The organism is Kitasatospora sp. NPDC101155 (assembly GCF_044768305.1).
Taxonomy (GTDB): Bacteria; Actinomycetota; Actinomycetes; order Streptomycetales; family Streptomycetaceae; genus Kitasatospora.
Genome location: NZ_JBIWPN010000006.1, coordinates 282,358 through 301,917, shown reverse-complemented (window position 1 = coordinate 301,917; position 19,560 = coordinate 282,358). Strand labels below are relative to the sequence as shown.

Annotated in this window: 15 protein-coding genes and 1 tRNA gene; 2 read left to right on the top strand and 14 right to left on the bottom strand. The window is 72.4% G+C overall.

The genetic code is table 11. The annotated features are described in order from the left end of the window. Positions 1-39: 39 nt before the first annotated feature. The 10 genes from prfA to ACIRYZ_RS12105 all read right to left on the bottom strand — a co-directional run bounded on the left by prfA (position 40) and on the right by ACIRYZ_RS12105 (position 13,122). On the bottom strand, positions 40-1,116 hold the full coding sequence (gene prfA / locus ACIRYZ_RS12150) for a peptide chain release factor 1 (protein ID WP_402942512.1): 1,077 nt from the start codon (positions 1,114-1,116) through the stop codon (positions 40-42). Positions 1,117-1,258: 142 nt separating this feature from the next. After that, the gene (rpmE, locus tag ACIRYZ_RS12145) at positions 1,259-1,480 is read right to left on the bottom strand and encodes a 50S ribosomal protein L31 (protein ID WP_030235761.1); all 222 of its coding nucleotides are present in this window, start codon (positions 1,478-1,480) and stop codon (positions 1,259-1,261) included. A 148-nt stretch (positions 1,481-1,628) separates the two neighbouring features. Beyond that, positions 1,629-2,777, bottom strand: a complete 1,149-nt coding sequence (locus ACIRYZ_RS12140; RefSeq protein ID WP_402942509.1) for an LCP family protein — start codon at positions 2,775-2,777, stop codon at positions 1,629-1,631. 157 nt (positions 2,778-2,934) lie between these two features. Beyond that, on the bottom strand, positions 2,935-5,022 hold the full coding sequence (rho, locus tag ACIRYZ_RS12135) for a transcription termination factor Rho (RefSeq protein ID WP_402942506.1): 2,088 nt from the start codon (positions 5,020-5,022) through the stop codon (positions 2,935-2,937). A 579-nt stretch (positions 5,023-5,601) separates the two neighbouring features. Continuing rightward, entirely contained in the window at positions 5,602-6,540 is a 939-nt protein-coding gene (gene thrB / locus ACIRYZ_RS12130; protein WP_402942504.1) for a homoserine kinase, read from the bottom strand. A gap of 368 nt (positions 6,541-6,908) precedes the next feature. Further along, a complete protein-coding gene (gene thrC, locus ACIRYZ_RS12125) occupies positions 6,909-8,012 on the bottom strand; it encodes a threonine synthase (RefSeq protein WP_387617214.1) in 1,104 nt (367 codons plus the stop codon). A 10-nt stretch (positions 8,013-8,022) separates the two neighbouring features. Further along, positions 8,023-9,315, bottom strand: coding sequence for a homoserine dehydrogenase (locus tag ACIRYZ_RS12120; protein ID WP_402942501.1), 1,293 nt, complete (start codon positions 9,313-9,315; stop codon positions 8,023-8,025). A gap of 137 nt (positions 9,316-9,452) precedes the next feature. After that, positions 9,453-10,844, bottom strand: a complete 1,392-nt coding sequence (gene lysA, locus ACIRYZ_RS12115; protein ID WP_402942498.1) for a diaminopimelate decarboxylase — start codon at positions 10,842-10,844, stop codon at positions 9,453-9,455. Between the two features lie 91 nt (positions 10,845-10,935). Further along, entirely contained in the window at positions 10,936-12,597 is a 1,662-nt protein-coding gene (argS, locus tag ACIRYZ_RS12110) for an arginine--tRNA ligase (RefSeq protein WP_402942496.1), read from the bottom strand. A gap of 105 nt (positions 12,598-12,702) precedes the next feature. Beyond that, entirely contained in the window at positions 12,703-13,122 is a 420-nt protein-coding gene (locus ACIRYZ_RS12105) for a PleD family two-component system response regulator (protein WP_380611605.1), read from the bottom strand. A 171-nt stretch (positions 13,123-13,293) separates the two neighbouring features. Here ACIRYZ_RS12105 and ACIRYZ_RS12100 point away from each other — a divergent pair. Next, positions 13,294-13,365, top strand: a tRNA-Arg gene (locus ACIRYZ_RS12100). 181 nt (positions 13,366-13,546) lie between these two features. On the opposite strand, the gene ACIRYZ_RS12095 is transcribed toward ACIRYZ_RS12100, so the two are convergent. From ACIRYZ_RS12095 to ACIRYZ_RS12085, 3 genes are all read right to left on the bottom strand, one after another. Continuing rightward, positions 13,547-14,545: a trypsin-like peptidase domain-containing protein gene (locus tag ACIRYZ_RS12095; RefSeq protein WP_402942493.1), complete on the bottom strand. Its 999-nt coding sequence runs from the start codon at positions 14,543-14,545 to the stop codon at positions 13,547-13,549. Positions 14,546-14,649: 104 nt separating this feature from the next. After that, positions 14,650-15,567, bottom strand: coding sequence for a carbohydrate kinase family protein (locus tag ACIRYZ_RS12090; RefSeq protein WP_402942490.1), 918 nt, complete (start codon positions 15,565-15,567; stop codon positions 14,650-14,652). Between the two features lie 192 nt (positions 15,568-15,759). Beyond that, entirely contained in the window at positions 15,760-17,466 is a 1,707-nt protein-coding gene (locus ACIRYZ_RS12085) for a DUF885 domain-containing protein (RefSeq protein ID WP_402942487.1), read from the bottom strand. 164 nt (positions 17,467-17,630) lie between these two features. On the opposite strand from ACIRYZ_RS12085, the gene ACIRYZ_RS12080 reads away from it, so the two are divergent. Beyond that, positions 17,631-18,386 carry a TetR/AcrR family transcriptional regulator gene (locus ACIRYZ_RS12080; RefSeq protein ID WP_402942485.1) on the top strand — a complete coding sequence of 252 codons (756 nt, stop codon included), beginning with the start codon at positions 17,631-17,633 and terminating at the stop codon, positions 18,384-18,386. 60 nt (positions 18,387-18,446) lie between these two features. On the opposite strand, the gene ACIRYZ_RS12075 is transcribed toward ACIRYZ_RS12080, so the two are convergent. Then, positions 18,447-19,298, bottom strand: a complete 852-nt coding sequence (locus tag ACIRYZ_RS12075) for a fumarylacetoacetate hydrolase family protein (RefSeq protein ID WP_402942483.1) — start codon at positions 19,296-19,298, stop codon at positions 18,447-18,449. Positions 19,299-19,560: the final 262 nt, after the last annotated feature.

Here is a 19,560-nt window from a genome sequence, read left to right as displayed (position 1 = left end):
TCCGGCTTCAGGCTTGCGTCGGGCTGGGGCGCGCCGGTCTCAGTTCTCTTGGGCCGCGGCGAGCTTGGCCGCCGCGTCCTTGTCGACGCAGGACTGGATCACCGCGTTCAGGTCGCCGTCCAGGACCTGGTCCAGGTTGTACGCCTTGAACCCCGTGCGGTGGTCCGAGATGCGGTTCTCGGGGTAGTTGTACGTCCGGATCCGCTCGGAGCGGTCCACCGTACGGACCTGGCTGCGACGCGCGTCCGAGGCCTCGCGCTCGGCCTCCTCCTGCGCGGCGGCCAGCAGCCGCGAACGCAGGATGCGCATCGCCTGCTCCTTGTTCTGCAGCTGGCTCTTCTCGTTCTGGCAGGACGCCACGATACCGGTCGGCAGGTGGGTGATCCGGACCGCGGAGTCGGTGGTGTTGACCGACTGGCCGCCGGGGCCGGAGGAGCGGTAGACGTCGATGCGCAGGTCGTTGGCGAGGATCTCGACCTCGACCTCCTCCGCCTCGGGGGTGACCAGCACGCCCGCCGCGGAGGTGTGGATGCGGCCCTGGGACTCGGTGGCGGGGACGCGCTGCACGCGGTGCACGCCGCCCTCGTACTTCAGCCGGGCCCAGACGCCCTGGCCGGCCTCGGTGTTGCCCTTGGTCTTGACGGCCACCGAGACGTCCTTGTAGCCGCCGAGGTCGGACTCGTTGGAGTCGATGACCTCGGTCTTCCAGCCGATCCGCTCCGCGTAGCGCAGGTACATCCGGAGCAGGTCGCCGGCGAACAGCGCGGACTCCTCGCCGCCCTCGCCCGCCTTGATCTCCAGGATGACGTCCTTGTCGTCGCTCGGGTCGCGCGGCACCAGCAGCAGCCGCAGCTCCTCGGTCAGTTCGTCGCGACGCTGCTCGGAGTCCTTCACCTCGGAAATGAACTCGGGCTCTTCGGCCGCGAGTTCGCGCGCGGCCTCGATGTCCTCGCCGGCCTGCCGCCACTCCCGGTAGACCCGGGTGATCGGGGTCAGCTCGGCGTACCGCTTGGCCAGCTTGCGGGCGTTCGCCTGGTCGGAGTGGACGGACGGATCGGCCAGCCTCTTTTCGAGGTCGGCGTGCTCGACGAGGAGCTCTTCGACTGCCTCGAACATGGGGTGGCCTTCTTCCCGGGGCTAGAACGTGTGAGGTGGTGGAGGCGGGGCGTGCGGAACGCGTGGGGGGACGCGAACGGCGCCGGTCCCCAGCGCCCCCGGAACGAGTACGGGGACGCCGGGAACCGGCGCCGAGGGAGCGCTAGGCCTTCGCGCTGTGCTGCTTGCCGAAGCGGGCCTCGAAGCGGGCCACGCGGCCACCGGTGTCGAGGATCTTCTGCTTGCCGGTGTAGAACGGGTGGCACTGCGAGCAGACCTCGGCGCGGATCTCGCCGCTGGTCTCGGTCGAGCGGGTGGTGAACTCGGCGCCGCAGGTGCAGGTCACGCGGGTGACCACGTACTCCGGGTGAACGTTGGACTTCAAGGGGTTCTCCTAGGTTTCGGGAGGGCACCGGGTCGGCGGCTGAGTGCCGCTCGTGAACCGGGACCGACGGACCAGTCTGCCAGGACCGGCCGCACCTTCCAAAACCGGGGCCTGTTCCGGGATATTCCGGGCGGCCGCCCGGGCACCGTCAGCGTCGCGCCGTGGCCGTCGCGGCGGGCTTCGGAACGGCCTTCGGGACGCCCGTCGGGGAGGCCGTCGGGGAGGCCGTGGGGGAGGCCGTGGGAGCCGCCTGGGCGGGGTTCTGCGACTGGGTCGAGACAACCCCCTGCGGGACGGGCTGGTCGGCCTTGAGCGCCGCCCAGAGCTGCTGGGACTGCGGCTGCTGCGGGACCACCCGGTTGGGGTCGCCGGGGGCGCCCTCCACCGGCAGGGTGACCATGGTGAGCTGGTCCGGACCGATCCCCTTGAGCTCCTGAACCAGCCCCACCAGGGAGTTCACCGAGCCCAGCGCGGAGTCGGTGGTGACGCTCCTGGTCATGGTGTCGCCGATCGACCACAGCTTGACCGGGTTGGAGAACAGCCCGATCCCGCCGGCCTGCTGGAGCAGCGACTTGACCATCTGCTTCTGCAGTTCGATCCGGCCGAGGTCGCTGCCGTCGCCGACGCCGTGCCGGGTGCGGACGAAGGCCAGCGCCTGCTGCCCGTCGAGGTGGTGCTCGCCGGCCGGCAGGTCGAGCCCGCTGTCCTTGTCGTGGATGGCCACCGTGGTGGTCACGGTGGCCCCGCCTATCGCGTCCACGACCCGGGCGAAGCCGGCGAAGTCGACCTGCAGGTAGTGGTCCATCCGCAGCCCGGTCAGCTGCTCGGTGGTCTTCACCGCGCAGGCCGCGCCGCCGGCCTCGAAGGCGCTGTTGTACATCGCCCGCCTGGCGGCCGGGACGGCCTTGCCGTTCGCGTCGGTGCAGTCCGGGCGGTCGACCAGGGTGTCGCGCGGGATGGAGACGACGGAGGCCCGCGCGTGGTCCTGGCTGATGTGCACCACCATCGCGGTGTCGGAGCGGGCGGTGTCGCCGGTGCCCCCGCCGGCCAGGGCGCCGTTCTCGCCGGCCCGGGAGTCGGAGCCCAGCACCAGGATGTTGAAGGAGCCGTCGGTGGCCGCCGGGGGGCGGGCGTCACCGAGACGGCCGTTGATGTCGACGCTCTTGATGTTCCCGTCGAGCTTCAGGTACGCGTACCCGGCCGCCCCGCCCCCGAGGACGACGAGTGCGGCGGACGCGCAGGCGGCCACCCGCAGGACCTTGCGGCGGCGACTCGGGACCCTCTTGTGCTCGGCCATACGGACCAGAGTAAAACGGACAAGATGATTGAATAGCCCCAAGTTGTCGCAACTCTGGAACAAAGCCTCCGACCTACCGGTCGGTGCGCCAACGCACGGAACCCCGGACCGCTCGCGCGATCCGGGGTTCCGTGCTTGGACAGCCGTGCGGCTACGGTCAGTCGCCCGAGCCGGGGGTGGTCTTGGCGATCTGCATCAGGAACTCGGCGTTGCTCTTGGTCTGCTTCATCTTGTCCAGGAGCAGCTCGATCGCCTGCTGCGAGTCGAGCGCGTGCAGCACCCGGCGCAGCTTCCAGACGATGGCCAACTCCTCGCTGCCGAGCAGGATCTCCTCCTTGCGGGTGCTGGAGGCGTCCACGTCGACGGCCGGGAAGATGCGCTTGTCCGAGAGCTTGCGGTCGAGCTTGAGCTCCATGTTGCCGGTGCCCTTGAACTCCTCGAAGATCACCTCGTCCATGCGCGAGCCGGTCTCGACCAGCGCGGTGGCCAGGATGGTCAGCGAGCCGCCGTTCTCGATGTTGCGCGCGGCACCGAAGAACTTCTTCGGCGGGTACAGCGCGGTCGAGTCGACACCACCGGACAGGATGCGGCCGGAGGCCGGCGCCGCCAGGTTGTAGGCGCGGCCCAGGCGGGTGATCGAGTCCAGCAGGATGACCACGTCGTGGCCCAGCTCCACCAGGCGCTTGGCGCGCTCGATGGCCAGCTCGGCGACGGTGGTGTGGTCCTCGGCCGGGCGGTCGAAGGTCGAGGAGATGACCTCGCCCTTCACCGACCGCTGCATGTCGGTGACCTCTTCCGGACGCTCGTCGACCAGGACGACCATCAGGTGGCACTCGGGGTTGTTGTGGGTGATCGCGTTGGCGACCGCCTGCAGCACCATGGTCTTGCCGGTCTTCGGCGGCGCGACGATCAGACCGCGCTGGCCCTTGCCGATCGGCGACACGAGGTCGATGATCCGGGTGGTCAGCACGCCCGGGTCGGTCTCCAGGCGCAGCCGCTCCTGCGGGTAGAGCGGGGTGAGCTTGTTGAACTCGGGGCGGCCGCGGCCGGTCTCCGGGTCCATGCCGTTGACGGAGTCCAGCCGCACCATGGCGTTGAACTTCTCGCGGCGCTCGCCCTCGCGCGGCTGGCGCACCGCACCGGTGATGGCGTCGCCCTTGCGCAGGCCGTTCTTGCGGACCTGGGCGAGCGAGACGTAGACGTCGTTCTGGCCCGGCAGGTAGCCGGAGGTGCGCACGAACGCGTAGTTGTCGAGGATGTCGAGGATGCCCGCGACCGGGATCAGGACGTCGTCCTCGCCGACCTGCGGCTCGACCACGCCGGCCTCGAAACCCTCGCGGCCACGACGGCCACGGCGGTCGCGGTAGCGGCCGCGACGGCCACGGCGGCCCTCGCCGAACTCGTCGTCGTCGTAGCCGCCCTGCTGGACCTGCGGCTGCTGCTGAGCCTGCTGGCCACCCTGCTGGCGGGGCTGCTGGCCGTCGGCCTGGCCCTGCTGCTGACCCTGCTGGGGCTGGCGGTCGGCGCGCTCGCGGCGGTTGCGGCGGTCGCGGCGCGAGTCGCGGCCCTCGCCGTCCTGTCCGGCCTGAGCCTCTCCGGCGTCCTGACGCTCGGTGCGCTCGCCGCCGTCGCGGCGGTCACGGCGCTCGCGGCGGTCGCGACGGGTCTCGCGACCGTCCTCACGGCCCTCGAAGCCGCGGGTCTCGGCCGGACGCTCGGCCTGCTTGGGCTCGGCCACCGCGACGGTGGCGGAGTCGGCGGCGGCCTCGGCGGCGGTCGGCGCGGTCGGGGCACCGGCGGCGGCGGTGGCCCGGCGGCGGGTGCGCTCGGTACGGGCGGGCGCGGCGGTCTCGGCGGCGGCCTGGACCGGGATCTCGATCTGGGCCTGCGGCTCGGCGGCCGGCGCCTCGGCGGCGGCGGCCTTGCTGCGACGGGCCGGCTTCTGGGCCGGGGCCTCGGCGTCCGCCTTGGCGGCGGTGCGCTTGGCGGCCGGGGCGCCACCAGCGGCGAGCAGCGGGTCCCCGCCGCTCTTCTCCTTGATGGTCTCGATCAGCTGGCTCTTGCGCATGCGTCCGGTACCGGTGATGCCCAGGTCCGCGGCGAGCTTCTGCAGCTCGGCGAGGACCATGCCGTCCAGGCCCGCGGCGGCACTGCGGCGGCGGCGTGCCGGGGCAGCGGGGGCGGCGGCGGCGTCCGACGCCTCGGCGTCCGGGCGCGCGCCCATCAGATCGGTGGAGTCGCTCACTAAGGGTCCTTCCCTGGAGCGGACGTCGGCCTGTCTGGCTCGGCGACCGGTTGTGCTGTCCTGACCAACGCTCGACTGCGTCGGTCCGAGGCGGTGATCCCTCGAATGGCGGGAGCCCGTCGAGGGAGAGCTGCGAGGTGCGGTGCATGAAGCACGGTGGTGCTGAGGTGGCGCGTGGGCCGGTCGTGTGTCGACCTCCCCTGAGGGCGTTGCCCCCACGCTGCCTGCGAATCCCGGGCCCCCGTCGCGTGACGGTGACCCGCGCTCCGCCCGTCCTGGCCTCGAGGTTGGAGGCCGCGGGTGGGAGTCAGGTGCCGTCACGGCTTCGGGATGCGGCCGCATGTCGCGCAGGCAGGCTGCGTACGCGCTGCGGTGGGCTCCCGGAGAATCGTCGCCCCGGACATCGCCACGACTCCACGGCCGTGGAGTGCTGGGATCGGGACGCGGCGCACCGAGCCCCGGAGGGCACATGGTGCAGCAATGAGATTAACACTACCGACCCCCTCAGACATTCCCCGACCTCGGGCCTGCCAATCGTGTCCGGACGGCCCGGCTCGACGCCGGGCCCGACGTGGCTGCTCAGACGCCCAGCGGGAGCACGGTGGCCCCGGTCCGGTCGACGCCGAGCCGGTGTGCGGCGAACGCCGGGTTCCCGCCGTGGCCGTGGTGGCCGGCGAAGGAGAGCACCTTGTCGACGCCCGCCTCGTCGGTGAGCGCCAGCACGGTCGGGCCCGCCCCGGAGATGACCGCGGGGACGCCCTCCGCGCGCAGCGCGCCGACCAGCGCGGCGCTGTCCGGCATGGCGGTGGCGCGGTAGTCCTGGTGCAGCCGGTCCTCGGTGGCCGCGAGCAGCAGCTCGGGCCGCCTGGTCAGCGCCTCCACCATGAGCGCGGAGCGGCCGGCGTTGACGGCGGCGTCGGCCAGCGGGACGGTCTTCGGCAGCAGGCCGCGGGCGGTCTCGGTGAGCACCTCGGCGGCCGGGACGAACACCACCGGGACGACCTGCTCCGAGGGCTCCATGGCGACCGCCTTGGCCGACTCCTCGTCGGTCCAGGCGATGGTGAAGTTGCCGCGCAGGCAGGCCGCGACGTTGTCCGGGTGGCCCTCCAGCTCGGAGGCGAGGGCCAGCAGCGCGTCGTCGTCCAGCGCGGACGGGCCGCCGATGGTGACGGCCCGGGCTGCCACGATGCCGGCGCAGATGGCGGCCGAGGAGGAGCCCAGGCCGCGGCCGTGCGGTATCCGGTTGGCGCAGACCACTTCGAGGCCGCGCGGCTGGCCGCCGAGCCGGTCGAAGGCGGCCCGCATCGAGCGGATCAGCAGGTGGCGCTCGTCCCGGGGCAGCGTCTCGGCACCCTCGCCGGCGATGTCGACGGTCAGGCCCGAGTCGGCGACCCGGACGACCACGTCGTCGTACAGGCCCAGCGCGAGTCCGAAGGCGTCGAAGCCCGGACCGAGGTTGGCGCTGGTCGCGGGAACCCGGACCCGGACGGCGGCGGCACGGAACGCAGGACCGGCCATGCGGTGGACTCTCCTGGGGAAATCGGGCGAGCGCGGAGCGCGTCGTCGGTGCAAGGGTGGGAAAAGGGCCGAGGGCCCCACGGGGCGGGCGGCCACAGTCGTCGGCGCGGCCCGTACCAGGACGGGCCCGGGGCATGTGCCACACGGCCGAAGCCAGAGTATCGAAGAGAGGTTCCCCAGTGGTACACCCCGTGGGCCTTCGATCTGGTGTGTTGCCGGTTCTGGCCGGAATGCGCACTCCTCCCCGTCGAAGAGAGGGGCGGAATCGGACCGGAATGCGATACGGAATTGACACCAAAGAGTCAGTGGAGAACTTCGACGGGCCAACCCCCGAAAGAGTCGGCCCGTCGAAGCGTCAGGCCCCGTTGTCAGTCGAGCAGTCCGAGCCGCTGGGCCGCGGCCTCCGGGTCGACCGGGACGATCTGCGGCTGCGGCGCGCCGGCCACCGCCCAGTCCGGGTCCTTGAGGCCGTTGCCGGTCACGGTGCAGACGATCCGCTGGCCCGGGTCGACCAGGCCGGCCTCCGCCTTCGCCAGCAGACCGGCCACCGAGGCGGCCGAGGCGGGCTCCACGAAGACGCCCTCCTGTGCGGCCAACAGCCGGTAGGCGGAAAGGATCTGACGATCCGTCACCTTGTCGATGAGGCCGCCGGACTCGTCCCGGGCGGCGAGCGCGTAGTCCCAGGAGGCCGGGTTGCCGATCCGGATCGCGGTCGCGATCGTCTGCGGCTTGAGGACGGGCGCGCCGTCCACGATCGGGGCCGAGCCGGCGGCCTGGAAGCCCCACATCCGCGGGGTGCGGGAGGACATCCCGTCGGTCGCGTACTCGCGGTAGCCCTTCCAGTAGGCGGTGATGTTGCCCGCGTTGCCGACCGGCAGGACGTGGATGTCCGGGGCGTCGCCGAGCATGTCGACGATCTCGAAGGCCGCCGTCTTCTGGCCCTCGATCCGCACCGGGTTCACCGAGTTGACCAGGGCGACCGGGTACTTCTCGGACAGTTCGCGCGCCAGGGTCAGGCAGTCGTCGAAGTTCCCGTCGACCTGCAGGATCCTGGCGCCGTGCACCAGCGCCTGGCCCATCTTGCCGAGGGCGATCTTGCCCTGCGGGACGAGCACGGCGGAGACCATCCCGGCCCGCACCGCGTACGCGGCGGCGGAGGCCGAGGTGTTGCCGGTGGACGCGCAGATGACCGCCTGCGCGCCCTCCTCCTTGGCCTTGGAGATGGCCATCGTCATCCCGCGGTCCTTGAAGGAGCCGGTCGGGTTGGCGCCCTCGACCTTGAGGTAGACCTCGCAGCCGGTGCGCTCGGAGAGCACCTGGGCGGGGACCAGGGGCGTACCGCCCTCCAGCAGGGTGACCACCGGGGTGGCCGCGGTGACCGGCAGGCGGTCCCGGTACTCCTCGATCAGCCCGCGCCACTGGTGGGTGTGGGTGTGGGTGCTTCTGGCCGCGTTCTCGGCAACGCCGCTCATCATCTGTTCCTTACTCCCCTTCGACCCGCATGATGCTGGCCACGTCCCGCACGCTGTCCAGCGCGCGGAGCTTGTCGACCGTCGCCGACAGTGCGGCGTCGGTGGCACGGTGGGTGACCACGACGAGCGAGGCGTCGCCGTCGCGGCCCTGCTGGCGCACGGTGTCGATGGACACGCCGTGCTCGGCGAACACGGACGCGACCTGGGCGAGCACGCCCGCACGGTCGTCGACGTCCAGACTGACGTGGTAGCGGGTGACCACCTCGTCCATCGGCTTGGCCGGCAGCTGGGTGTACACGGAGTCACCGGGACCGGGGGCGCCGGCCAGCTTGTTGCGGCAGACCGCGACCAGGTCGCCGAGCACCGCGGAGGCGGTCGGCGAGCCGCCCGCGCCCGGGCCGTAGAACATCAGCCGGCCGGCTGCCTCGGCCTCGACGAACACCGCGTTGTACGCCTCGCGGACCGAGGCCAGCGGGTGCGACAGCGGGATCATCGCCGGGTGGACCCGCGCGGTGACGGACTCGCCGTGGGCCGCCCGCTCGCAGATCGCGAGCAGCTTGACCACGCAGCCCATCTCCTTGGCGGAGGCGATGTCGGCGGCGGTCACCTCGGTGATGCCCTCGCGGTACACGTCCGCGGCGGTGACCTTGGTGTGGAAGGCGATGCCGGCCAGGATCGCGGCCTTGGCGGCGGCGTCGAAGCCCTCCACGTCGGCCGTCGGGTCAGCCTCGGCGTAGCCGAGCGCGGTGGCCTCCTCCAGCGCCTCCGAGTAGCCGGCGCCGGTGGTGTCCATCTTGTCGAGGATGAAGTTGGTGGTGCCGTTGACGATCCCCAGCACCCGGTTGACCTTGTCCCCCGCGAGGGACTCGCGCAGCGGACGCAGCAGCGGGATCGCGCCCGCCACCGCGGCCTCGTAGTACAGGTCCACCCCGGCCTCGGCGGCCGCGGCGTGCAGCTCGGTGCCGTCCCTGGCGAGCAGCGCCTTGTTGGCGCTGACCACCGAGGCGCCCCGCTTGAACGCGGACAGGATCAGCGATTTGGACGGCTCGATGCCGCCCACCACCTCGACCACCACATCGATGTCGCCCCGGTTGACCAGGGCCTCGGCGTCGGTGGTGATCAGGTGCTCGGGCAGCCCGGGGCGGACCCGGCCGGCCCGGCGGACCGCGATCCCGGCGAGCTCGACCGGGGCACCGATGCGAGCGGCGAGGTCGTCGGCCGTCGTCGTCATGATGCGCGCCACCTCGGAGCCCACCACACCACAACCCAGCAACGCCACCTTCAGCGGGCGCGTACGCATCATCCGACTCCGCTCTGCATTCATCGTGCTTCGGTATTTCCGGCGGTTTTTCGGGGCCACCGGGAACTTCGGTCCGTACCAGTCTCGGGGACTTTCCGCACGGATCTACGGTCGTTCCATGATCTGAGACGAGAATTTCGTCATCCGATATCCAGGCGCAGGAGATCCTCCTCCGTCTCGCGTCGGACGATCACCCGGGCCGCACCGTCCTTGACGGCGACCACGGGGGGCCTCAGGGCGTGGTTGTAGTTGCTCGCCATCGAGCGGCAGTAGGCGCCGGTGGCGGGCACCGCGATCAGGTCGCCCGGGGTCAGGTCGGCCGGCAGGAAGGCGTCCCGCACCACGATGTCGCCGGACTCGCAGTGCTTGCCGACCACCCGGACCAGCATCGGCTCGGCCCCGCTGGTGCGCGACACCAGGGCCACCGAGTACTCGGCGTCGTACAGCGCGGTGCGGATGTTGTCGGACATCCCGCCGTCCACGCTGACGTAGGTGCGCAGGCCCTCCAGCGGCTTGACCGTGCCGACCTCGTACAGGGTGAACGCGGTCGGGCCGACGATCGCCCGGCCCGGCTCCACGCTCAGCCGGGGGGTGTCGAGGTTCGCGGCGGCGCACTCGCGGCGGACGATCTCGGCCAGCGCGGCCGCGATCTCGGCCGGCTCGCGCGGGTCGTCCTCGCTGGTGTACGCGATGCCGAGGCCGCCGCCGAGGTCGATCTCGGGCAGCTCGACGCCGTGCTCGTCGCGGATCTCCGCCAGCAGGCCGACCACCCGGCGGGCGGCCACCTCGAAGCCGGCCGTGTCGAAGATCTGCGAGCCGATGTGCGAGTGGATGCCGCGCAGCTCCAGGCTGTCGTGGCCGAGCACCCGGCGCACCGCCTCGGCGGCCGCTCCCCCGTTCAGGGACAGGCCGAACTTCTGGTCCTCGTGCGCCGTGGCGATGAACTCGTGGGTGTGCGCCTCGACGCCGACGGTGATCCGGATCAGCACCTGCTGGCGCACACCCTGGCGGGCGGCGATCGCGGCCAGGCGCTCGATCTCCTCGTAGGAGTCGACCACGATGTGCCCGACGCCGGTCTTCACCGCGTGTTCGAGCTCGTCCACCGACTTGTTGTTGCCGTGCAGCGCGATGCGCTCCGGCGGCATCCCGGCGGCCAGCGCGACCGCCAGCTCGCCGACGCTGCACACGTCGAGGTTGAGGCCCTCCTCGTGCAGCCAGCGCACGATCGCCTTGGAGAGGAAGGCCTTTCCGGCGTAGTAGACGTCCGCGTCGGCGCCGAAGGCGTCCCGCCAGGCGCGGGCCCGGGTCCGGAAGTCCTCCTCGTCCAGCACGTAGGCCGGGGTGCCGAACTCGGCCGCCAGCTGCTTGACGTCGATCCCGCCGACGGTGGCCACGCCCTCGGCGTCGCGGGTGACGGTCCGCGACCAGACCTTGGGGTCCAGCGCGTTCAGGTCGGCCGGCGGGGCCTGGTAGTGGCCATCGGGCAGCACGTCGCCGTGGCGAGGGCCTGCGGGGTGTGCGGAACGGCTCATTGTCCGGGTTTCCTTCGAGACCTATGGCGAGGGGCGGCGACGGTCCCCGTTGACCGTCAGCCGCCCCCCGCTGTGCGCTTGGGGGTGGTGCCTACATCCGCTCGGGCGCCGTCACGCCCAGGAGCGTGAGGCCGTTGGCCATGACCGTGCGCGTGGCCTCGACCAGCCAGAGCCGGGCACGGTGCGTGTCGGAGAGCTCCTCGTCGCCCTTGGGCAGGAACATGCAGTTCTCGTACAGGCGGTGGTACTTGCCCGCGAGGTCCTCCAGGTAGCGCGCGACCCGGTGCGGCTCGCGCAGCTCGCCGGCGGTGGCGAGGATGCGCGGGAACTCGCCGAGGGCGCCGAGGATGTCGTTCTCCCACTCGGTGGCGAGCAGTTCGGGTTTGAACTGCTCGACCGTGCCCTTGTCCACGCCCAGCTCGGCGGCCTTGCGCGCCACGCCGCACATCCGGGTGTGGGCGTACTGGACGTAGAAGACCGGGTTCTCGTTGGACTGGCTGGTCAGCAGGTTGATGTCCAGCGTGATCGTCGAGTCCGTGGAGGAGCGCGCCAGGGTGTAGCGGGCGGCGTCCACGCCGATCCACTCGACCACGTCGTCGATCGTGATGATGTTGCCGGCCCGCTTGGACATGCGGACCTCTTCGCCGTCGCGAAGCATCTTCACGAACTGGCCGATCTTCACCTCGATGTTGCGGTCCATGTCGTCGCCCGCGCAGGCCGAGATGGCCTTGAGGCGGTTGACGTAGCCGTGGTGGTCGGCGCCCAGCATGTAGAGCGCGACCTCGGCGCCGCGGTCCCGCTTGGACAGGTAGTAGGCGGCGTCGGCGGCGAAGTAGGTCTTGTCACCGTCGGCCTTGATCAGGACGCGGTCCTTGTCGTCGCCGAAGTCGGTGGTGCGCAGGAAGACCGCGCCGTCCTGCTCGAAGACGTGGCCCTGCTCGCGCAGCCGGTCGATGGCCTTCTCCACGGCGCCGGAGTCGTGCAGCGTCTTCTCCGAGAACCACACGTCGAAGTGGGTGCCGAACTCGTCCATCGAGCGCTTGATCTCGGCGACCATGAGCTTGAGGCCCTCGGTGCGGAAGACCTGCAGCTGCTCGGCCTCGGGCAGGTCGAGCACGCCCGGGATCGCGCCGGTGAGCGTCTTGGCGATGTCGACGATGTACTCGCCGACGTAGCCGCCCTCGGGCACCTCGCGGCCGTTCGCGGCGGCCTGCAGCGAGGCGGCGAACTTGGTGATCTGCACGCCGGCGTCGTTGAGGTAGTACTCGGTGGTGACGTCGGCACCGGAGGCCCGCAGCACGCGCGCCAGCGAGTCGCCGACGGCCGCCCAGCGGACGCCGCCGATGTGGATCGGGCCGGTCGGGTTGGCGGAGACGAACTCCAGGTTGATCTTCAGGCCCTTGAGGGCCTCGTTGCGGCCGTAGGCCCCGCCCGCCTCGACGATGGTGCGGGCGAGCGCACCGGCGGTGGCAGCGTCCAGGGTGATGTTCAGGAAGCCCGGACCGGCGATGTCGACCTTGGCGACGCCGGTGATCCCTCGCAGGCGCTCGGCCAGAGCCTCGGCAACGGCTCGCGGCGGCTTGCCGGCCGCCTTGGCGAGCTGGAGGGCCACGTTCGTCGCGTAGTCGCCGTGGTCCCGGTTCTTGGGCCGCTCGACCGTCACGTGCTCGGGCACGGCGACGGCCAGCTCGCCCGCCTCGACGGCGGAACTCACTGCGGCCTGGATTGCCTGGGAAAGGTCTGCGGGGGTCACGACGCCAAGCGTAGGCGAGACGGGGTGTCCGCCCGCCACTCGGTTTACCGGTTGAGACGCCCTGACTGCCGGTTGAGACGCCGCCGCGCCGTTGCGCCAGGGATGTCAGCCGCGATCCGTGCGATCTGTTCGCTCAGGGCGAAACCCTTCGGGCTGCCCGGTGAGTCGCATCAGACGCCGGACCAGGGCCACCAGGTCGGCCGGGTCGAAGGGCTTGCCGAGGTAGCCGTCCACGCCGACGGTCTCCCCCAGGTCCAGATCCGCCGGGGTGCAGGCGCTCACGATCGCGATCGGCAGCCGGCGGGTGTCCGGGGTCGCCCGCAGTCGGGCCGCGGTCCGCAGGCCGTCCAGCCGGGGCATCATCACGTCCAGGGTCACCACGTCGGGCTTCACCCGGCGGATCACCTCCAGGCACTCGGCGCCGTCGGCGGCGGTCACCACCTCGAAGCCTTCGAGCTCCAGGTTGACCCTGATCAGCTGGCGGATCACCTCGCTGTCGTCCACCACGAGGACCCGCCCGGACACTCCCGACACCTCACCGAGGGTATCGGCGGCCCCGCCGCCCCGTCCGGCCTTTGGACACTTCCGCCCACCGGGCCCGCCCGACGATCTTTCCGGAAACCCGTGCACGGACCGCGACCGAAGCCTGGTAGTGTTCATTCCGTCGGAACGCGGAAGCGGCCGACAGGCCAACAGGCCCCCGTAGCTCAGGGGATAGAGCACCGCCCTCCGGAGGCGGGTGCGTAGGTTCGAATCCTACCGGGGGCACTTCGCAGTAAGTGCAACTGAGGCCCAGATCAGTGGAGTTGATCCACGGATCTGGGCCTTCGTCATGTTCGGGGACCAGTGGGAACCGGAGAGGACCGGCGATGGCGGGGTCGGGTCCTCACGCGCGCGGGCACCGGCGGGGGCGCGGGCCGTTCCGCTCCCCCGCGCGCCGGCCGGGCGCTCAGGACGCGGCGGACTCGGCCTGGGCGTACAGGTCCGCGATGGTGTGGTCGAAGTAGGCGCTGTACGAGGTGTCGTCGCTGTCGCCGCCCTGCTGGTAGCCGCCGATGGCGCCGACCACGTCACCGGTGGCGGCGTCGATCCACGGGCCGCCGCTGGTGCCGGCCGGGTAGGACGGGCACTGGATGACGCGCTCGTAGGCGCTCTGCTGGGCGGTCGTGTTGGTGCACAGGCTCGGCGTCTCGGCGTCGGCCGGGTAGCCGTAGAGGTGGACGGTGGCGCCGAACGGCTCGCCGGCGCCCAGGCGGTTGCCGCCGACCACGTCCTCGACCTTGCGGCCGTTGCTGGGGGCGGTCTCCAGGATCGCGAAGTCCTCGTCCACGTCGCCCTTCTGGGACCAGCCGCTGGCGGTGTGGACCGCGGTCACCTGCCAGGTGCCGTACGGGGCGGAGCCGTCACGGTAGCCGGGGGCGAAGACCACGCCGTCGGTGCTGGTGATGCAGTGCGCGGCGGTCAGCAGCAGGTTGCCGGTCGCGCTGTGCAGCACGCTGGCGGTGCAGAAATGGTTGCCGGCCCCCACCGAACCGCTGAACAGCGCGCCCACGGTGGCGGCCTCCTTGTCGTCGGCGGGGGCGGCGGCGGTGGTGCCGAGGGCGGCGCCGTGGGTGTCGGGGGTGGCCGACGGGGTGACCGTCGGGGTGGCGGCGGGGCTGTCGGCGGGGTTCGGCGCGGCGCTGGGGGTCGGACTGTCGCTCGGCGTGCTGGCCGAGGCCTGGGCGGGCGGGGCGGGCTCGCCCGCGGTGGCGCTCGGGCTGGCGGTCGGCATCGGCGCGGCGGCCCGGACGCTGCGGGCCGCCTTCCCGGCGACCGTCGCGTCGGACAGGTTCAGCCCGTGCGCCCCGGTCACCACCGCGGCCACCACCACGGCGGACAGCCCGGCGAACAACGAGGGGGCGAGCAGACGGTGGCGGCGCGACCTCTTGCGGCGGTGCTGACCCATGTCCGTCTCTCCTGCCGTAGTCGGTGGCGGCGTGCGCTCAACGACTATGACGTCTCAGCCTGGAAAGGTTGTTACCGCGGGCTTGGAGGTCGATGAGAAATCGGTCACCGGAGCAGCAGGGTATCGAGTTCGGTCGCGGTGATGAAGTCGGTGTGCGTACCGGCGGTGGTGCAGGCGAAGGCGCCGGCCACCGAGCCGGCTCGCGCGCAGTCCAGCGGCGGGTGGCCGCGGAACCAGGCGTACAGGAAGCCGGCGACGAAGGCGTCCCCGGCGCCGTTGGTGTCGACCACCGGGCGGCCCGGGTCGACGGCGGGCAGGTGGCGCAGGACGCCGTCCTCGCGGGTGAGCAGGTGGCAGCCCTCGGCGCCCGCGGTGGCGGTGACCACCGCGGCCCGGCCCTCGGCGAGGATCGCGCGCATCACCTCCTCGTACCGGCCGCGGCAGCCGGCCACCGAGAGGAACACCAGGTCGGAGTTGAGGGCGTAGTCGCGGTGGTGCGGGTCTGCGCCGTCCCAGTCGTGCAGGTCGGTGGAGGTGGTGCGGCCGAGCCGGTGGAGGTCGCCGTACATGTCCCGGTTGACGCCGGTGATCGAGAGGTGGACGTGCCGGCTGCGCTCGGCGTACGGGAGGTGGAACTCGCGCGGCAGCCGCAGGTCGGCGGGGTGGCGGCCGTCGAAGAAGGAGAACCGGCGGCCGGCCGTGTCCACCAGGTTGACCCCGCGCGGGGTGCCGTGCGGGCTCACCAGGTGCGCGAAGTGCAGGCCGTGGCGCCGGTAGTGGGCGCGGACCAGGTCGCCCTGCGGGTCGTCGCCGAGGAAGTCCAGGAAGGCGGTGCGCAGGCCGAGCCGGTGGGCGCCGAGGGCGACGCCGTTGCCGGTGTGGCCGACGTAGTCGCGCACCGGCTCGACGAACCGGGAGTCGCCGGGCGGGATCTCCAGCCGTTCGACCCGGACGATGGTGTCCACTCCGGCGCCGCCGACGACGAGCAGGTCGAACTCGGCCGGCGTGGTGTCGGGCAGCATGGCGGCGCCTCCTTGGTCCCTGGACGGTCGCCAGGAGTCAAGCAGGCGCCGGAGGTTGACTGCAAGGCCTTGCTGCAAGCTTTCAATCGGATCGCCGTCGGTCGTACCGGTCCGGACCGGGACCCGGGACTCGCGACCGAGTCCCGGGGCCCCGCTCCCTACGGCTCCGTACGGCCCGGCTCCGTACGGCTCCTACAGCGCCGACAGCTCCGCGACCAGGTCGTCCAGGCCCAGCGAGCCCTGCGAGAGCGCCGCCATGTGCCAGGCCTTGAGGTCGAACTCCTCGCCGCGCGCCTCGTGCGCCGCCTTCGCCGCCGCCCGGCCGCGCAGCCAGGCGCGCTCGCCGAGCTTGTAGCCGATCGCCTGACCGGGCATGCCCAGGTAGCGGACCAGCTCGCTGTCCAGGAAGTCGGCGGACAGGCCGCAGTACAGCCCGAAGAACTCGCGGGCGTGCTCCGGGCTCACCGGCTCGCCCGGCTTGTACGGGGAGTCCGCCGGGAAGTCCAGGCCGAGGTGCATGCCGATGTCGATGATGACCCGCAGCGCCCGCATCATCTGGGCGTTGAGGTAGCCGAGGCGGTGGCCCGGGTCGGTGAGGTAGCCGAGCTCGTCCATCAGGCGCTCGGCGTACAGCGCCCAGCCCTCCAGGTTGGCGCTGACCCCGCCGAGGCTCACCTGGTAGGTGGAGAGCCGGTCGGCGACGTAGTTCCACTGCGCGAGCTGCAGGTGGTGGCCCGGGACGCCCTCGTGGTACCAGGTGGAGACCAGGTCCCAGACCGGGAAGCGCTCCCTGCCGAGCAGCGGCAGCCAGGTCCGCCCGGGGCGGCTGAAGTCCAGCGAGGGCGCGGTGTAGTACGGCGCGGCGGCGCTGCCGGCCGGGGCGATCCGCGACTCGACCCGGGTGACCGGCTCGGCCAGGTCGAAGTGGGTGCCCTGGAGGTCCCGGACCGCCTGGTCCATCAGGCCCTGCAGGAACTCCCGGGTCGACTCGGCGCCCTCCATGGCCGGGCCGTCCGCCTCCAGCCACTTCATCGCCGCCATCGGGTCGGCGCCCGGACGGACCTTCCCGGCCTCGACCGTCATCTGCGCGTACAGGTCGTGGAACTCGCCCCAGGCCCAGGCGTAGGCCTCGTCCAGGTCCAGGTCGGCGCCGGTCCAGTAGCGCACCCAGCGGGCGTAGCGCTCGCGGCCGACCGGGTCCGGGGTCTCGGCGGCGGCCGGGGCGTACACGTCGCGCATCCAGTCGCGCAGCGCGGCCAGCGCCTCGGCGGCGGCCACCGCGTGGGCGGACAGCTCGGCGTGCACGGCCTGGGGCGCGTCCTGGACGAACTGCCCGAACCAGCCGCCGGGCACCTCCCCGTCCAGCCACTCGCCGAACTGCCCGATCACCGTCGCCACCTGGCGGGGACCGGAGAGCAGGCCGCGCTCGACACCCTCGGCCAGGGTCTGCCGGTACTGCTCCAGCGCCAGCGGGAGGCGGGCCAGCCGTCGGCCGACCACCCGCCACTCGGCCTCGGTACCGGTGGGCATCAGGGTGAAGGTATCCCGGGTGTTGTGCACCGGGGACCCCAGGTTGCGCACCGCACGGAAGTTCTCGCCCGCGTCGTGGACGGCGAGTTCGGCGCTCAGCCGCTCGCGCAGCAGTCGGGCGCAGCGACGCTCGGCCTCGTCCTCGGCGGCGCCGGCCCGCTCGGCCTCGTCCAGCCGGGCCAGGGTGCGGCGACCGAGGTCGGCGATCGCCTCGGTGCCGGCCGGGGAGAGGTCGAGCAGTCGGTCGTCCTCGGGGTCGAGGCCGAGGTACACCGCGGTCAGCGGGTCGAGGTCGGCCAGGGCGCGGACGTAGTCGTCGGCGATGCGGCGCGGGGTGTCGCCGTCGGAGGTGAGCAGTTCTTCAGCCATTCGGACATCATCGCGTTGCCCGGGCCGATTGCAAGCCCCTGCCGCGGACCTGTTGACCTGCACCCGCCCGGGATTTGACGGATGGTGGGCACCGCAAACGCCCGTTCGGAAAGATCCGTGCCCGACAGGTCCCGATCCGTCCGACGCCCATTACGCTGGCCGCCATGGAAGCCCGCCCCACCACGGCAGCCGACCCGGCCCCCACCCCGGCCGAACCCGGCCCGCGCCCGCGCCGCACCGGCTACCGGCGACTGCCGGTCGAACAGCGGCGCGAGCAGCTGATCGCGGTCGCCCTGGAGCTGTTCGCCTCCCGGCCGCCCGAGGAGGTGGGCCTGGACGACGTCGCCGAGGCCGCCGGGGCCTCCCGGCCGCTGGTCTACCGCTACTTCGCGGGCGGCAAGCAGCAGCTGTACGAGGCCGCGCTGCGCACCGCGGCGGACGAGCTGACCAGCCGGTTCACCGTCCCGCCGAGCGGGACACCGTCCGAGCAGCTGGCGGCCGTGCTGGACGGCTACTTCGACTTCGTGGCCGAGCACGAGGCGGGCTACTCGGCGCTGCTGCGCGGCGGTTCGGTGGTGGAGACGGCCCGCACCTCGGCGATCGTGGACGACGTCCGGCGGGTGGCGCTCAAGCGGACGGTACGGCACCTGGGGGTGCGGGAGCCCGGGCCGCGGCTGACCCTGCTGGTGCGCTCGTGGATCGCGGTGGTCGAGGGCGCGTCGCTGAGCTGGCTGGACGAGGGGCGCGCGCTGCCGGTGGCGGAGCTGCGCGACTGGCTGGTGGACCAGTTCGCGGCGATGGCGGCGGCGACGGCGCTGCACGACCCGCAGACGGCGGAGGTGCTGGCGGGGCTGCTCGCGCTGGACGGTCCGCGGACGGACCGGGCCGCGCGGCTGCGCGAGGTACTGGGCGGGCGGTGACCCGGGCTGGGCTCCCGACCCCCGTGCCAAGGGTCGGGTGCGCCCGGGGCCGGCAAGGCCTCAGGCCTTGCCGAGCACCTGGCGCTGGCGGCCGAGGCCGTCGATCTCGATCTCGACCACGTCGCCCGGGGCGAGGAACGGCGTGCCCGGGCGGCCCAGGGTGACCCCGGCCGGGGTGCCGGTGACGATCACGTCGCCGGGCTCCAGCACCATGAACTGGCTCGCGTAACGGACGAGTTCGAGCACCGGGAAGATCATCTCGGCGGTGTTGCCGTGCTGCCGCTGCTCACCGTTGACCCAGAGCCGCAGCTCCAGGGCCTGCGGGTCGGCCACCTCGTCGGCGGTGACCAGCCAGGGCCCGAGCGGGGTGAAGGTCTCCGCCGACTTGCCCTTGTCCCACTGGCCGCCGCGCTCGAACTGGAAGGCCCGCTCGGTGACGTCGTTGGCGATCGTGTAGCCGGCGATCACCCCGGCGGCCTCGGCGTGCGAGTCCAGGTAGCGGGCGGTGCGGCCGATCACGATCGCCAGCTCGGCCTCGTAGTCGGTCTTCTCGCCGCCGCGCGGCACCAGTACCTCGTCGTACGGGCCGACCACGGTGGAACTCGGCTTGAGGAAGATCACCGGCTCGGCCGGGATCGCGGCCCCGGCCTCCGCCGCGTGGTCGCGGTAGTTGAGCCCGATGCCGACCACCTTGCCGGGCCGGGCCACCGGCGCGCCCACCCGCAGGCCGTCCAGGTCCACCACCGGCAGCAGTCCGGCGGCCACCTCCCGGGCCAGCTCGGCGGTGTCCAGCCCGGGCAGGAAGGCCCCGTCGAGGTCGCGGGCCCGCCCGGAGAGGTCGTACGCGGTGCCGTCCTCGCCCAGCACGACCGGGCGCTCGGCGCCCGGGGGTCCGACGCGGAGGAGCTTCATCGATCCGTCACCAGCCTTTCGTCGCAGCTCACCGGGGCGGCGCGGACACCGCTCCCGAGTCTGGCAACGAGGTATATCAACGGCCCGGGGCGGCGGACCAGGCCGTCCCGATGGGCGAATTCCCATCAAATCCCGCAGGAGCCCGGGGGCCCGAATCGGCGACCCGTACGGTTGACACCCGGATCCCGCCGGGAGCGGGCCGCCGGCGCCGGGGACAGGCCCAGAGCGAACGCGGGCGTGCGACGGCGCCCGCGGGCGCAGG